At 71.6% G+C, this 14,259-nt stretch carries 11 protein-coding genes; 6 read left to right on the plus strand and 5 right to left on the minus strand.

Translation table 11 applies throughout. From position 1 onward, the window contains the following. The first annotated feature begins 131 nt into the window (after window positions 1-131). Genes ABZX65_RS25495 through ABZX65_RS25510 form a run of 4 tightly spaced genes read left to right on the plus strand, consistent with a single transcriptional unit; the run spans window position 132 to window position 4,370 of the window. A complete protein-coding gene (locus tag ABZX65_RS25495) occupies window positions 132-2,804 on the plus strand; it encodes an ATP-binding protein (RefSeq protein ID WP_355344341.1) in 2,673 nt (890 codons plus the stop codon). After that, on the plus strand, window positions 2,801-3,292 hold the full coding sequence (locus ABZX65_RS25500) for a roadblock/LC7 domain-containing protein (protein WP_355344344.1): 492 nt from the start codon (window positions 2,801-2,803) through the stop codon (window positions 3,290-3,292). Before ABZX65_RS25495 ends, ABZX65_RS25500 begins: the two co-directional genes overlap by 4 nt. Window positions 3,293-3,328: 36 nt before the next feature. Beyond that, a complete protein-coding gene (locus tag ABZX65_RS25505) occupies window positions 3,329-3,769 on the plus strand; it encodes a DUF742 domain-containing protein (protein WP_188280651.1) in 441 nt (146 codons plus the stop codon). Further along, window positions 3,756-4,370, plus strand: coding sequence for an ATP/GTP-binding protein (locus ABZX65_RS25510; RefSeq protein ID WP_355344348.1), 615 nt, complete (start codon window positions 3,756-3,758; stop codon window positions 4,368-4,370). Before ABZX65_RS25505 ends, ABZX65_RS25510 begins: the two co-directional genes overlap by 14 nt. Window positions 4,371-4,454: 84 nt before the next feature. On the opposite strand, the gene ABZX65_RS25515 is transcribed toward ABZX65_RS25510, so the two are convergent. The 3 genes from ABZX65_RS25515 to ABZX65_RS25525 are packed head-to-tail and all read right to left on the minus strand — an operon-like array spanning window position 4,455 to window position 7,083. Next, the gene (locus ABZX65_RS25515; RefSeq protein ID WP_355344351.1) at window positions 4,455-5,123 is read right to left on the minus strand and encodes an ABC transporter permease; all 669 of its coding nucleotides are present in this window, start codon (window positions 5,121-5,123) and stop codon (window positions 4,455-4,457) included. Next, window positions 5,120-5,857: an ABC transporter permease gene (locus tag ABZX65_RS25520; RefSeq protein WP_355344354.1), complete on the minus strand. Its 738-nt coding sequence runs from the start codon at window positions 5,855-5,857 to the stop codon at window positions 5,120-5,122. The genes ABZX65_RS25515 and ABZX65_RS25520 overlap by 4 nt, the downstream gene beginning before the upstream one ends. Next, window positions 5,854-7,083: an ABC transporter ATP-binding protein gene (locus ABZX65_RS25525; RefSeq protein ID WP_355344357.1), complete on the minus strand. Its 1,230-nt coding sequence runs from the start codon at window positions 7,081-7,083 to the stop codon at window positions 5,854-5,856. The genes ABZX65_RS25520 and ABZX65_RS25525 overlap by 4 nt, the downstream gene beginning before the upstream one ends. A 287-nt stretch (window positions 7,084-7,370) precedes the next feature. Between ABZX65_RS25525 and ABZX65_RS25530 the strand changes: the two genes are divergently transcribed. Then, window positions 7,371-8,864, plus strand: a complete 1,494-nt coding sequence (locus ABZX65_RS25530; RefSeq protein ID WP_355344459.1) for a glycoside hydrolase family 76 protein — start codon at window positions 7,371-7,373, stop codon at window positions 8,862-8,864. Between the two features lie 112 nt (window positions 8,865-8,976). On the opposite strand, the gene ABZX65_RS25535 is transcribed toward ABZX65_RS25530, so the two are convergent. Further along, complete coding sequence (locus ABZX65_RS25535) at window positions 8,977-12,402, minus strand: glycoside hydrolase family 3 C-terminal domain-containing protein (RefSeq protein ID WP_355344360.1); 3,426 nt, start codon at window positions 12,400-12,402, stop codon at window positions 8,977-8,979. A gap of 298 nt (window positions 12,403-12,700) precedes the next feature. Here ABZX65_RS25535 and ABZX65_RS25540 point away from each other — a divergent pair, with 298 nt between their 5' ends. Next, window positions 12,701-13,441: a type 1 glutamine amidotransferase gene (locus ABZX65_RS25540; protein WP_355344363.1), complete on the plus strand. Its 741-nt coding sequence runs from the start codon at window positions 12,701-12,703 to the stop codon at window positions 13,439-13,441. A gap of 118 nt (window positions 13,442-13,559) precedes the next feature. On the opposite strand, the gene ABZX65_RS25545 is transcribed toward ABZX65_RS25540, so the two are convergent. After that, complete coding sequence (locus ABZX65_RS25545; RefSeq protein ID WP_355344366.1) at window positions 13,560-13,832, minus strand: LuxR C-terminal-related transcriptional regulator; 273 nt, start codon at window positions 13,830-13,832, stop codon at window positions 13,560-13,562. Between the last annotated feature and the right edge of the window lie 427 nt (window positions 13,833-14,259).

A 14,259-nucleotide genomic window follows, 5' to 3' on the forward strand; every position in this document is an offset into this window, starting at 1 on the left:
GTCAGGTGCTCGGACAACCGCGGGGAGTATCCGGTCACTTCATTCCGGTTACGTACAGAAGCGTTCATTTTGCGCCACTGTCGTCGTGTCCGGTTGTCGGCGAGCCGGTAAGCGGTTCCGGAGGAGGCTTGGTGTCCGTGCACGAGGTGGACGGGTCGGCACGTCCTGACCCGGAGCCACACGTCAGGGGCGGGGTACGGAACTTCGCCGACCGCTGGCCGTTCCGGCGCAAGCTCAACGTCCTCGTCGGCGTTCCGCTTGTCGTGGTCGCGATGCTGCTCGCCTACGTGATCACCGGCCTCGTCGGCCAGGCGCAGGACGCGGCCTCGGCCGCGCAGCTCGTCCGCGACAGCCGCCAGGTCGCCGAACTCGTCGACCTGGTCGAGACCGAGCACCAGCAGGCTCTGCTGCTGTCCGTGCGCTACGAATCGGCCACCTCGGGCAAGCGCCCGTCGCTGGTCGCCTACCGGCAGGCGCGCACCGCCGTGGACGCGCAGGTGGAGAACGTACGCGCCACCTTCGGATCGCGGCTGCCCGCCGCGGAGGCCCAGGTCCTCAAGGAGATCAACGGCCTCGGCAGCCTGCGGAGCACCATCGAGCAGAGCTATCTGCCCGCGGACAACATCGACCCGGCGTACACCGCGACCGTGGACGGCCTGATCGACGGCCTCGGCCTCGATCTGAACAAGAACCTCAGCTCGACCCGCACCGGCAGCATGCTGGACTCGCTGCTGCGTGCGGAGGCCGCGCACGCCTCCTTCGAGACCAGCGTCTTCTCCGCGCAGACCGGTGACACCAACGCGCTGATCGAGTTCAACAACGCGGTCGGCTACCAGCAGCTCTACGTCTCCCAGGCCAGCCGCTTCGGGCGGTTCGCCAGCGACGCGCAGCGCACGGAGCTGGCCGGGATCGAGATGAACCCGGTCTGGAACGGCATCGCGCTCCAGTACGCGGGCCTCCAGATCGACCCGAGCGCGCTGGAGGCCAGCGGCCCCGCGCAGGTGCGGGCGGCCTTCACCAAGGCCCTCAAGTCCTACCCGGACTACCAGAAGCAGGCGCAGACCCGGCTGAAGATCACCGGCTCGCTGATCGACCAGATCGCGCACCGCGCCGACCGGGCGTCCGACGACGCCTGGTGGCGGGCCGCGTGGCTGCTCGGCGGCGCGCTGCTGGCGTTCGTGCTGTGGCTGGCCTTCTCCGTGGCCGTACGCCGCTCGGTGATCCGGCCGGTGCAGGTGCTGACCGGGGCCGCGACGGAGGTCGCCGAGGTGGCCGGGCAGGAACTGGCCCGGGTCGCCGACGACGACGCGGACTTCGCGGGGGCGCCGCGCCTCCAGGAGGTGCCGGTCACCGCGCACGACGAGATCGGCGACCTGGCCGAGGCGTTCAACCGCGTGCAGTCCACCGCGGCGGCGCTGCTGGAACGCCAGGTGCTCAGCCGCCGCAACGTGGCCGAGATGTTCGGCAACGTCGGCCGCCGCGTCAGCAACCTGACGGCCCGTCAACTCACCCTGATCGACGCCCTGGAGCGCGGCGAGACCGACCCCGCGCTGCTCGACCGGCTGTACCGGATCGACCACCTGGCCGTACGCCTCCAGCGCAACGCCGACAGCCTGATGCTGCTCGCCGGTATCCGCGAGGCGGGCCTGGACGCCAGCCCCACCGCGCTGACCAACGTCGTACGCGCCGCGCTCGGCCAGATCGAGGGCTACCAGCGGGTCTCGCTGCTCGCGGACACCGACGTCACGGTCGCGCCCGACATCATCGCCGACCTGACGCTGATGCTGGCCGAACTCCTGGAGAACGCCGTGGCGTTCTCCCCGGCCCGCAGCCCCGTCGAGGTGTCGGTGCGCGACGGCGCCGAGGGCGCGCTGATCGAGATCACCGACCACGGCCTGGGCATGAGCGCGGAGCGGCTGGCGGAGGAGAACGCCCGGCTGATCCGCCGCGAGCGCCTCGACCTGGTGCCGACGAAGGTGCTCGGCCTGTTCGTGGTCGGCAGCCTGGCCCGGCGCTGGGGCGTACGGGTCACGCTGACGCGGACGCCCGGCGGCGGTGTCACCAGCCGGGTGACGATCCCGGCGACGCTGCTGCTGCTCATGAGCCCGTTCGCGGAGCCCGTCGCCGAGGGGGCGGCTCCGGCCGCCAAGGCCGTCGGCGGCGCGCGGGAGGCCGCCGCGGCTCCCCGCCACGTCGAGGCCGAGGAGACGGTCGCGCTGCCCGAACGCCGTACCGCGCCGTCGTGGGCCGGTACGTCCGCGGCAGGCTCCCCCACGACACCCACGACACCCACGACACCCGCGGGCCCCGCCCCGGTGCCCGCGCCGCGCGCGCCGGAACCGGCGGCAGGACGCGACGACGGACGCGACGGATCAGGATCAGCCGGACCGGGCGAACCCGGCGGCTTCGGCGGACCGGGCGACGGCCGCGACGGCCTGACCCCGCTCCCCCGCCGCGTCCCGCAGCGCCAGGCGGCCGAGGAGACCCCGGCCGCCCCGGCGCCCGCGGCGGGCGGACCCACCGCCCCCCACTCCGAGCAGGACCGGCCCCCGAGCGACGGCGAGGACGGCGGCGCCCGTCCGCTGCGCCGCCGGGTGCGCGGTGCCACGCTCGCCACCACACTGACCGACGCGGGACGCGCGGCCGCGCGCCGGGCCCCCCGTCAGACAGACGCAGAAGAAGTCCGCTCGGAACTCGACGAGTTCGAGGCCGCAGTGGAGCGGGCCAACCGTGACGTCGCGAGCGGCACGGCACCCGGTACGACGAACAGCCAAGCAGGGCTTCCGGAAGGAGCGGACCAGTGACATCGCCGACAGGTGGGACCCCGGCCGGACAGGACCCGCCCGCCGATCTGCGCGCCGCCGCAGCCGACTTCACCTGGCTGCTGAACCGTTTCGCCACCGAGACCGCGGGCGTGGTCGACGCCATCGCCGTATCCTCCGACGGCCTGCTCATCGCCGTCTCGCAACTGCGCGACGCGGCCGACTCCGAGCGGCTGGCGGCCATCGTCTCCGGCATCACGAGCCTGGCGGCGGGCGCGGCGGGCAACTACGGTCTCGGCGGCCTCAACAAGGTGATCATCGATCTGGAGGACGGCCATGTGCTGGTCTCCGCGATCGGCAGCGGCGCGGTGCTCGGCGTCGTCACCTCCAAGGAAGCCAAGCTCGGCAACATCGCCTACGAGATGACGGTCTTCGCCAACCGCGCGGGCGCCGCCCTCAGCCCGCAGCTCGTCCTCGAACTCAAGAACAGCGTCGCCGTTCCGTCCCCGCGCGGCCGGTCCTGGGACTAGCAAGAAGCGAGGAGAGCAGAAGGAGGAGGCAGGCACATGGCGGCCGGTGACACGCCAGTCGGCGAGGGGTCCCGTACGGGCTCCGCCGACGACCCGGTCGGCCGGGCACCCGCGGTACGGCCGTTCCTGGTCACCGCGGGCCGGGTGGCCGGCACCAGGTCGGGACCGCCGATCCCAGTCGAGACCCAGGTGGTGACGACCGCGGCCGGTGTCGGGGCGCTCGACGGGCTCTCCTTCGAGGAGCACGACATCGTCGCGCTCTGCCGCGTGCCGCAGTCGCTGGCGGAGATCGCGGCCAAGCTCCGCCTGCATCTGAACGTGGTCCGCGTGCTGGCCGAGGACCTCCAGTCCGGCGGCCATCTGTCGGTCTACGTTCCCAGCTCCGACATCGCCCAGGACATCTCCGTACTGCGAAGGGTTATCGATGGGCTCCGCACCATCCCCGACTCCAGGGGGGCATTACGTGACACCGAGTGAGCCGGCGGGCCGGGCCGCCCGCAGGACCGACTCAGGGCTGCCGACCGCCGTCCGGCCGCCGCTGCCGGTGAAGATGGTGATCGCGGGCGGCTTCGGTGTCGGCAAGACCACCACCGTCGGGTCGATCTCCGAGATCAGGCCGCTGACCACGGAGGCGGCCATCACCGAGGTCGCCGCGGGCGTGGACGACCTCAGCCACACACCGCACAAGACGACCACCACGGTCGCCATGGACTTCGGCTGCATCACGATCGACGCGTCGCTGAAGCTGTACCTGTTCGGCACGCCGGGGCAGGACCGTTTCGGCTTCATGTGGGACGACCTGGTGGAGGGCGCGCTCGGCGGGCTCGTCATCGTCGACACCCGGCGGCTCGACGACTGCTACGCCGCCGTCGACTACTTCGAGCACAAGGCGATCCCGTTCGCCGTCGCCGTCAACGCTTTCGACGGGCACGTCGAGCACGCCATGGACGAGGTGCGCTGGGCGCTGGACATCGCCGAGCAGGTGCCGGTGTTCACCTTCGACGCGCGCGAGCGCGGTTCGGTACGGGACGCGCTGCTGGTCGTCCTGGAGCTGGCGCTGGCGCGCGCGGAGGGCTGAGCGGGGGCCGTTGTCGTACGGCCCCCGACCGTTCCCCCACCGCTCCCGCGTGGCTTCCCCCTGCTCCTTCGCGCTGCCCGGCGGTCAGCCGCCGCGGCGCACTCCCGGGGACACCACGAGCCGGTTGACCAGCCAGAACAGGCCGATCGTGGTGAGGGCGAGGCCCGCCACGAGGGTCGCCCCGCCGACGACCTTCTCGTAGTTGCGCTGGTAGAGGCCGTCGATGATGTAGCGGCCGACACCGCCGAAGCTGACGTACGCGGCGATCGACGCGGTGGAGACCACCTGGATCGCCGCGGAGCGCAGGCCGCTGAGGATCAGCGGGAGCGCGACCGGCAGTTCGACCTGGAAGAGCACGCTCGTGGTGCTCATGCCCATGCCGCGGGCCGCGTCGACCGGCGAGGGGTCGACGGTGCGCACGGCCTCGTAGGTGGTGACCAGGATCGGCGGCACCGCGAGCGCGACCAGCGGGATCATCACCGGCGTCAGGCCGATGCCGACCCAGACGGTGATCAGCACCAGCAGGCCGAAGCTGGGCAGCGCCCGCGCGGCGGTCGCGATGGCCGCCAGCGCGTTCCCGCCGCGTCCGGTGTGGCCGGTGAACATGCCGATCGGCAGTCCGATGGCGGCGGCGATGGCGAGGGCCATGAGGCTGTACTGGACGTGCTCGAACAGCCGGTGCGGGATGCCGTCGGCGCCGTGCCAGTGCGAGCCGTCGCTGAAGAAGGCGTTGACGAAGTGCAGGACGTTCATCGGGCGGCGTCCTTCAGGGTGGGCGCGGTGGGCGCGGGTCGTGAGGCGGGCTCCGCCGGTTCCGACAGCGGTACGCCCTTGCGCCTGGCCTGTCCGCCGCGCGGCATCCACGGCGTGAGCAGCATGCGGATCAGGACGAGTACGCCGTCGACCGCCATGCCCAGTACGGCGATGGAGACCACGGAGGTCACCACCAGCGGTGTGCGGTGGTAGAACATGCCGTCGGTGAGCAGATTGCCGAGCGCTCCCTGGTTGCCGATCAGGGCGCCGACGCTGACCAGGCTGATGCTGGACACGGCCGCGACCCGCAGCCCGGCGAAGATCGCGGGCACCGCGATGGGCAACTGTACCTGGAGATAACGGCGTCCGGGGCCGAGGCCCATGGCGGTCGCGGCGGCCATCGTCTCCTCGGGCACCGACCGGACGCCGTCCACGATCGCCGGGACCAGCAGCACGAGGCTGTAGACGGTCAGCGGGATCATCACGGTGGTCTCGGTCGCGCCGGTGTAGTCGATGAGGACGACGAAGAAGGCGAGCGACGGGATCGCGTACAGCACGGTCGTGACCCACAGCACGGGCGAGTAGATCCACTTGAAGCGGACGCAGAGCTGGGCGACCGGCAGCGCGATGAGCGTGCCGAAGAGCACCGGGAGCAGCGCCTCGCGCAAGTGCAGGCCGATCAGGCCGAGATAGGAGTGCTGGAGGTCGCTGGGGATGGTGAAGTACTCGCTCATCGGGCGGCCTTGGCAGCGGTCTCCGGGTCGGCGTCGGCCGGGTCCGCGGCCTTCGCGCCGGACCCGCCGTGCCCGCCGGACGCGGCGGTCTTCGCGGCGCCCCTGCCCGCGCCGCGTTCCGCGTGGGCGCCGCGGATGGCCTCGGCGATCGTCGTCTGCGAGGTGACGCCGACCACCCGCCCGGTGTCGTCCACGGCGACCGCCCAGCCGGTGGGCGAGAGCACCGCGCAGTCCAGCGCGTCGCGCAGCGACTCCTCGCCGAAGACGAACGGGCGCCCGTGCGGCAGCAGATCGGCGCGGTCCAGCCGGTCGGCGCCCTTGGCCGCGGCGGCGGGCTCGGTCCAGCCGATCGGCCTGCCGTCGGTGTCGGTGACCAGGAGATAGGGGGCGTCGGACGCCGCGGTGCGCTCGGCGACCTGGGCGGAGCTCGAGTCGACGGCGATGATCGGCGCGGTGGTGAGTTCGAGTCCCGCCGAGGTGAAGAAGGACAGCCGGCGGATGCCGCGGTCGGTGCCGAGGAAGTCCTCGACGAACGCGTCGGCGGGGGCGGTCAGCAGCTCGTCCGGCGGCGCGTACTGGGCGAGTTTCCCGCCGGTCCGCAGCACCGCGACCATGTCGCCGAGCTTGATGGCCTCGTCGATGTCGTGCGTGACGAAGACAATGGTCTTGCCCAACTCGGCCTGGATACGCAGCAGTTCGGCCTGGAGCCCCTTGCGGACGATCGGGTCGACCGCGGAGAAGGGCTCGTCCATCAGCAGGACGGGCGGGTCGGCGGCGAGCGCCCTGGCCACGCCGACGCGCTGCTGCTGGCCGCCGGAGAGCTGGTACGGGTAGCGCTTGGCCATCGAGGCGTCCAGGCCGACGCGTTCCATCAGGTCCCTGGCGCGCTTCCTGGCCCGGTTGCGGTCCCAGCCCAGCATGCGCGGCACGGTCGCGATGTTGTCCACGATGGTGCGGTGCTGGAAGAGTCCGGCGTTCTGGATCACGTAACCCATCGACCGGCGCAGCGCGTTGACCGGCTGCGCGTGGATGTCGGCGCCGTCCAGCAGGATCCGGCCACCGCTGGGCTCGACCATCCGGTTGATCATCCGCAAGGTGGTGGTCTTGCCGCAGCCGGAGGGTCCGACCAGTACGGTGATCGAGCCGTCGGGTATGTCAAGGGAGAGTTCGTCGACCGCCACAGTGCCGTCGGGGTATCGCTTGGTCACCGAATCTATCTGTATCAAGTTCCTGATCCCCTTCGGGGCTGGGCTTGGGGGGACTGTTTCCGGCCGTCGCGCGGAAAGCCTATCCCGCACATGTGTCCCTTCCGGGGAACATCCGTCCCATGGGACGCAGGGCGGCCATCTTGACATGGGCAGGACATAGGGGTGTTCTGGTCTCGACCACGGCCCGGAGGACGGCACTTGGCCGGACCCCGCGGCCCGGCCCGGTCCCCGGTCCCGGTCACCCCCCACCATCCGTCGCACAGGCGGCGTCCGAGCCGCCGGGAAGCGGAGCCATGCCCGCACACATGCCCGCGCACCTGTCCGCTCACCACGCGGTCCCCCACCGTCCGTCGCGCGTGCGTTCCTCGCGCGTCCTCGTCCTCGTGCTGTCCTGCCTGCTGCTGAGTCTGGTCCCCACGACCTTCAGGGCACAGGCCGCGACAGCGATCTGCAACACGTACTGCGACGCGCGCGATCCGGCCGCCGCGCCCTCGGAGCGCGTGCCCGTCAGCGCCTCGATCTACTCCCGCGGCATTCAACTTCATGTGGATGACAACGATGCCATGGGCTGGGCGTCCATCGGCAACGGCAGTCCGGGCGACGAGGTCTGGCTCGACCGGTCCTTCGACGGCGGCGCCACCTGGACGAACGGCAGCAAGCTCGGCGACACCGTCACGCCCGCGGCCAACAGCGGCTGGCGCACGCTGATGTACAACGTGGACGACTGGAACACCAGCGGGGTCGGCGCGCTGCGCGCCTGCGGCAAGGCGGGCGACCGGCCCGAGATCGCCTGCACCCAGTGGGCCAGGTCCAACTGGAACGCCTGGAGCCGGAGCACGGCCGCCGCCACCGCGCTGATGATGAAGTGGGACCGCGGCACCGGGCTGTTCGGCGGCAACGGCTGGTGGACCGCGGCCAACGCGCTCACCTCGGTGATCGACAACATCCGCACCAGCGGCATGCCCAGCTACGGCTACGCGGTCTCGCGCACCTACGACCTCAACGTCAACGCGCGCGAGGGCCAGTTCAGGAACGACTACCTGGACGACACCGGCTGGTGGGGCCTGGCCTGGGTCGACGCGTACGACCTGACCGGCGACAGCCGCTACCTGAACACCGCCCGCGCCGACGCCGACCACATGTTCGGCTACTGGACGAGCAAGTGCGGCGGCGGAGTGCAGTGGAACGAGACGAACGCGTACAAGAACGCCATCACCAACGAGCTGTACCTCCAGCTCAACGCCGCGCTCCACAACCGGATCTCCGGTGACAGCGTCTATCTCGGGCGGGCGCGGAGCGAGTGGAGCTGGTTCCAGAGCAGCGGGATGATCAACTCCTCGCACCTGGTCAACGACGGGCTCAACGACTCCTGCGTCAACAACGGCCAGCCGACGTGGACGTACAACCAGGGCGTGATCCTCGGCGGTCTGAGCGAGCTGTACAAGGCGACCGGCGACAGCGGCCTGCTGACCACCGCGCGCACCCTCGGCAACGCCTCGACCACGTCCACCGCGGTCAACTCCGGCGGGGTGCTGCGCGAGCCGGGCGAGGGCGACTCGTGCGACAACGACGGGGCGTCGTTCAAGGGCGCGTACGTCCGGGGGCTGCGCGACCTCAACAAGCAGCTCTCCGACCGCCCGTACAGCGGGTATCTGCGCACGCAGGCGAACGCGGCGCACGCCAACGACCGCAACGCGCTGGACGTGTACGGGCCGCACTGGAACGGGCCGCTGGCCGGGACCGGTTACGGCTGCCAGCAGAGCGCGCTGGACGCGCTGAACGCGTCCGAGGCGAGCTGACGTCTCCGCCGTGAGCGTCACACGCCGCCGCCCGCCCCGGAGTCCGGGACGGGCGGCGGCTCTCTGTGCGCGGGGCTCGGCCTCGGATTCGGCCTCGGCCTCGGTATCGGCCTCAGCCGACCGACAGGGCGAACACGTGGAAGCCGCTGTCGTTCGGCAGCGTCACCGTGGCGACCGTCTTGGCCGGGTCGAGCGCACCGCCCGTGGTGTACAGGCTGACGGCGTGGTCGCCGAGCGTGTCACCGGGCGGGCGGTTCCAGTTGGCCGTGGTGACCGCCAACTGGCTGTTGCCGCTGGCCGCGTTGCTGTACCAGTCGGGCAGGACGACCGCGAGGTCCGCGCTCGTGCCGTCGGTGTAGGTCACCTTGACCGTCCCGGCGTGCGTGGAGCTGATGCCCGTGCCGAGCAGGCCCAGGCGGGTGCCCTGGCCCCGCAACCGGATCACCTGTCCGGCCGCCGCCACGTTGTCGGGCTGGCCCGGCTGCGTGTCCGGCCAGGTGTACGGCAGTCCGCCCGCGGTCACCGTGGCGCCCGGCGTGTAGCCGACCGCCGCCAGTTGGGTGGCGGAGAAGCTGTAACCGGCGGGGTCGAGGGTGCCGGTACTCGGATCGCTGTCGGCGCTGATCCCCTTGTTGTTGTACGCGGCGGCCGTCGTCGCGTAGGGGACGGTGGTCGCGGCGTCCGCGGTCCTGCTCTGCCTGCCGCTGAGGTCGTACGTCGCCTTCCCCGTCAGTGTGGCCGCGCCCGGCACCGCGTTCGCGGGCGCCGTGACGACCCAGGTGGCGCTCACCGAGGAGTGCGGCGCGACCGTACGGCCGACGGCCTTGCCGGGTGCGGGCGTCGCCGTCCAGCCGGCCGGGACCTTCAGGCTCAGCGCGAGGTCGCGCACGGTCGAGTCGCCGGTGTTGGTGAAGGTCTGCTTCACCGGGTACGAGGCACCGGCGTCGGCGGCGGCGGGCACGGAGAGCGCGGTGTACTGCGCGCCGACCGTCCTGCTCACCGTCACCGCGGACGTCAGCGGGGTGTCGGCGGACGACTGGCCGACGTACAGCGGGTAACGGCCCTTGAGGACCGTCCAGTCGTGCGCGTCGGCGTCCCACGTCCGGAACGCGTCGGCGGACAGGGTCAGCCGTACGGTCTTCGTCCGGCCCGGCTTGAGCTGGACCTTGGCGAAGGTCTTCAGGGCTTTCGGCGGCTCGCCGGACCCGGCCGGGTAGCCGATGTAGAGCTGCACCACGTCGGTGCCGGTGCGGCGGCCGGTGTTGGTGACGTCCACCGAGACCCGGACCGGCTGGGTGCCGCGGGCGGTGGCCTCGACCCGGTCGTGGTCGACCGTGAGGCGGGACTGCTTGAAGGTGGTGTACGACAGGCCGTATCCGAACGGGAAGAGCGGGGTCTGGCCCTGCTGGTCGTACCAGCGGTAGCCGACGTCCAGGCGTTCGCTGTAGTCGTACACGCCGTTGACCGCGGGGTAGCGGCCTGGCGCGGCGGCGACGGCGGTCTGCGTGTCGGACTTCGGGAAGCTGACGGGCAGCCGGCCGCCGGGCTCGGCGTCGCCGGTGAGCAGCGCGGCCAGCGCGTTGCCGTCCTCCTGGCCCGGGTACCACATGTCGAGCACGGCGGGGACGTCGGCGAGCCACGGCATGAGCACCGGCGCCCCGGCCCTGACGACCACGACGGTACGGGGGTTGGCGGCGGCGACCGCGCGGATCAGGTCGTCCTCGTTGCCGGGGAGCGCCAGCGTCGTACGGTCGGAGCCCTCGCTGGAGGAGTCGCCGACCACGACGACGGCCGCGTCGGCCTTGGCGGCGGCGTCGGCCGCGGCCTGGATGGTCGGGTCGGGCAGTCCTGCCCCGGACCAGCCGATGGTCACCGAGGCGTTCTGGGCGCTGTCGTAGTACTCCACGCGCAGGCTGTGCGGCTCGCCCGCGGTGAGCTGGACGGGCGCGCTCTTGACCGTACTGGCCGCGTGGTCGGACCAGTTGTCGACGATGAGCTGTCCGTCGAGGTAGATCCGGCTGCCGTCGTCGCTGGTCGCGGAGAAGGTGTACGCGGCCGTGGCGGGCGCGGTGACCGTGCCGGTCCAGCGGGCGGAGAAGTTGTCGACGGGGATGCCGTCGGCCGGGGAGCCGAGGACCCAGTCGAAGTCGATGTCCGGGTCGTCGCGGGTGATCGCGGGCGTCCCGGAGAGCGTCTTGTTCGCGAAGTACTCGCCCTTGAGGCCGGTGAGCGCGGAGGCCGGGATCGCCGGGAAGCCGTCGGCGCCGCCCGCCTTCACCGAGGTGACGTCGACTCCGCTGCCCAGCCTGGCCTTCAGCCCCGAGACCGGGTCGACCTTCTTGTACGGGGTGACCGCGGAGCTGCCTCCGCCGCCGGTGACCGCGGTCTCGGCGTTCGGGCCGATGACGGCCAGGGACTTCAGCTTCCTGGTGTCCAGCGGCAGGGTGCTGCCGCTGTTCTTCAGCAGGACGCTGCCGTCCTCGGCCGCCTTGCGCGCGAAGGCGCTGTCGGCCTCGTAGTCGACGGTGGTGGGGGTCTTGGCCTCGAACTGCCCGGTGCGGAACTCCAGTCGCAGGATGCGGCGGGCCGCGTCGTCCAGGACGGACTGCGGCACCTGGCCGGCCGCGACGGCCGCCGGGAGCTGCTGGAAGTAGGTGGTGCCGCTGAACTCCTGGTCGAGACCGGCCAGCGCGGAGGCCACGGTGCTGTGGTTGGCCGGGTAGTCGGTGTCGACGACGCCGTCGTACTTCCAGGTGTCGATCAGGATGTCGCGCAGGATCTGCGCGTTCTCGCAGGCGTAGGTGCCGTTGACCTTGTTGTAGGCGCACATCAGGGACCAGACGTGGGCGTCCTTGACGGCCTTCTCGAAGGCGGGCAGGTAGATCTCGTGCAGCGTGCGCTCGTCGATGTTCGAGCTGGTCGTCGTGCGGCCGTTCTCCTGGTTGTTGCCCGCGTAGTGCTTGACCTGCGCGGCGACGCCCTGCTTCTGGATGCCGTCGATCTCGGACGCGCCGATGTCACCGGCCAGCGCCGGGTCCTCGCCGAAGGTCTCGAAGTCGCGCCCGCCGAGCGGGGTGCGCACGATGTTCACCATGGGGCCGTAGATGACCTGGTAGCCGCGGGACTTGGCCTCCGAGCCCATCACCGTGCCGTACCGCCTGGCGAGTTCGGTGTCGAAGGACGCCGCCAGCGAGACCGGGGACGGCAGCGCGGTGGCGGGCTGCCCGTCGCGTACGCCGCCGGGGCCGTCGGTGAACTGCGTGCCGGGGATGCCGAGGCGGTCGATGCCCGGTATGTAGCCGGTGGCGTGCGACCCGCTCGGCACGCCCACCGCCGTCATGAGCGTGGCCTTCTCGCTGTTGGTCATCTGCCCGAGCAGCAGGTCGATCCGTTTCTCCAGCGGGAGCCGGGAGTTGAGCCAGGGTCGCTGCCCGGCTCCGGCGGGCCCGGTGCTGCCGGACGCGGGTCCTGCCAGCGCCAGCGGTACGGCGAGGGCGGTGACAGCGGCTGCTGCGACCGCGAGACGAGCCAAGCGCATACGTTCTCCAAAGGGGCGTCATTGCCGGCGAATTCAGGAGGTGAACGCAAACGCCTCGAAGTCTGCGCTCACCCAGGAAGAGCGTCAAGAACATGAACACGACACGCTGTTCTGAACGCGCCGACCCTTCGGGTCCCGGCCTCCGTCCCGGTTCCGGCGGCCGGGACGGGGGCGGTGGCGGGGCCTTCCCTGGGGGCGGGGCCTTCCTTGGTGTCAGGGTCTTCCGCGGTGGCGGGGCCTTCCGCGGTGGCGGGGGTCACAGGGGGCAGGGTGGCTCCGGAGCGGGGCGCGGGGGATCATGGGTGCGGACGACGGGCGGGCGAGCGGAGGTACGGGCGTGACGGCGGCGTTGGTGGTGCAGCACGGGGCATCCGGAGGGCCCGGCCGATGGGAGGGCTGGCTCGGCGAGGGCGGCGTCGGCGTAGACGTGGTCGCCGCGTACGACGGCGAGAAGGTGCCCGAGCGGCTGGGGCGGCGCCCCCTGATCGTGCTCGGCGGCGGCTATCTGCCCGACGACGACGAGCGGGCCCCGTGGCTGGCGGCCACGCGCGAGCTGGTGCGGCAGGCGCTGGAGGCCGGCACACCGGTGTTCGGGATCTGCCTCGGCGGCCAGATGCTGGCGCAGGTCGCGGGCGGCGCGGTGCGCGGCGAGCACGGGCGGCCCGAATTCGGCAGCACGACCTTGACGCTGCGTCAGGAGGCGGCGGACGACCCGCTGTTCGCCGGGCTGCCCGAGCATCCCACCGCGATCGAGAACCATGTAGACGCCATCGTCGAACTCCCCGACGGCGCGCGGTGGCTGGCCGAGAGCGAGCGCTGCCCGTACCAGGCGTTCCGGGTCGGAGAGAACGCCTGGGGCGTCCAGTTCCACCCGGAGACCACGGCGGACCGCATCCGCGGGTGGAACGTCGAACGCCTGCGGCGGCACGGCGTGGACCGCGACGAGCTGCACCGCGCCGCCGTGCGGGACGACGCGGCCGCGGCCGACGTATGGCGTCAGGTGGCGTTGCGCTTCGCCGCCGTCGCGTCGGCGGCGTGATCACCTCGCGCGGGTGAGCGCGGGGGAACGCGGTCACGCCGCGTACCGCACGACGGCCCCTGTGCCGTGCCGGGCGGCGGGCCTTGCCGCGGGGCGCTTCACAGGGTCCGTGCGGATGTCACTCCACGCGGCGTAGATCCTCGGCCCACTCCAGTGACACGAGCACCGTCTCGACCCTGGAGCGCAGCCCCAGCTTCCGGGTGATGCTCGTCAGATGCGCCTTCACGGTGCGCTCGGCGATACCGAGCCGGGAGGCGAGTGCCCTGTTGCCCTCGCCGAAGCCCATGACGCTCAGTACCTCGCGCTCGCGGGGGGTGAGGGTGCTGAGCGCCGAGCGCTCCAGCGGCGCGAGACCCGCGCCGCCACCCCGTCCCCTGTCGAACCGACTCAATCCTTGACGGTCAGTAAGAAGCTTGTCCCCGTACACGCTACTCCCCAACTCCCAATGAAGACCTTCAACGCAGAAGGTGCCGAATGGGCTGAACACGCCAATCGCCCGACCGAATTTGACCGTTCATATCGTCACTCCCTTCGCCGGGCTTCATGAGCTCGCGGTGATCGGCCGGATATTGACGCTCCGCCCACTCCCCGACAGTAAACAACGGGGGCTGCCCGCCGCCCGGTTCAGGCGAGGCAATCACGTGACCTACGCCACATACGTGACACCCCGATCCAGGTTTAGCAGCGGCGATGCGTCAACTCCCCAGGCCAGAGGGGCAGTTGTGTGACATGGTTGAAAGTCGGTCGCAATTCGCGCGGGAGCGCTCCCGCTTCTCATTGACGCTCCGTCAGCCCGGCGGACGCGCGTGCCGGCGGCG

Origin of the sequence: Streptomyces sp. NPDC003300 (genome assembly GCF_040610915.1) — a bacterium.
Lineage (GTDB): Bacteria > Actinomycetota > Actinomycetes > Streptomycetales > Streptomycetaceae > Actinacidiphila.

Coding starts and splice junctions, on each gene's coding strand:
- ABZX65_RS25505 (WP_188280651.1), top strand. CDS start 3,329: ATGGCGGCCGGTGACACGCCAGTCGGCGAGGGGTCCCGTACGGGCTCC.
- ABZX65_RS25515 (WP_355344351.1), bottom strand. CDS start 5,123: ATGAACGTCCTGCACTTCGTCAACGCCTTCTTCAGCGACGGCTCGCAC.
- ABZX65_RS25520 (WP_355344354.1), bottom strand. CDS start 5,857: ATGAGCGAGTACTTCACCATCCCCAGCGACCTCCAGCACTCCTATCTC.
- ABZX65_RS25530 (WP_355344459.1), top strand. CDS start 7,371: ATGCCCGCGCACCTGTCCGCTCACCACGCGGTCCCCCACCGTCCGTCG.
- ABZX65_RS25535 (WP_355344360.1), bottom strand. CDS start 12,402: ATGCGCTTGGCTCGTCTCGCGGTCGCAGCAGCCGCTGTCACCGCCCTC.
- ABZX65_RS25540 (WP_355344363.1), top strand. CDS start 12,701: ATGGGTGCGGACGACGGGCGGGCGAGCGGAGGTACGGGCGTGACGGCG.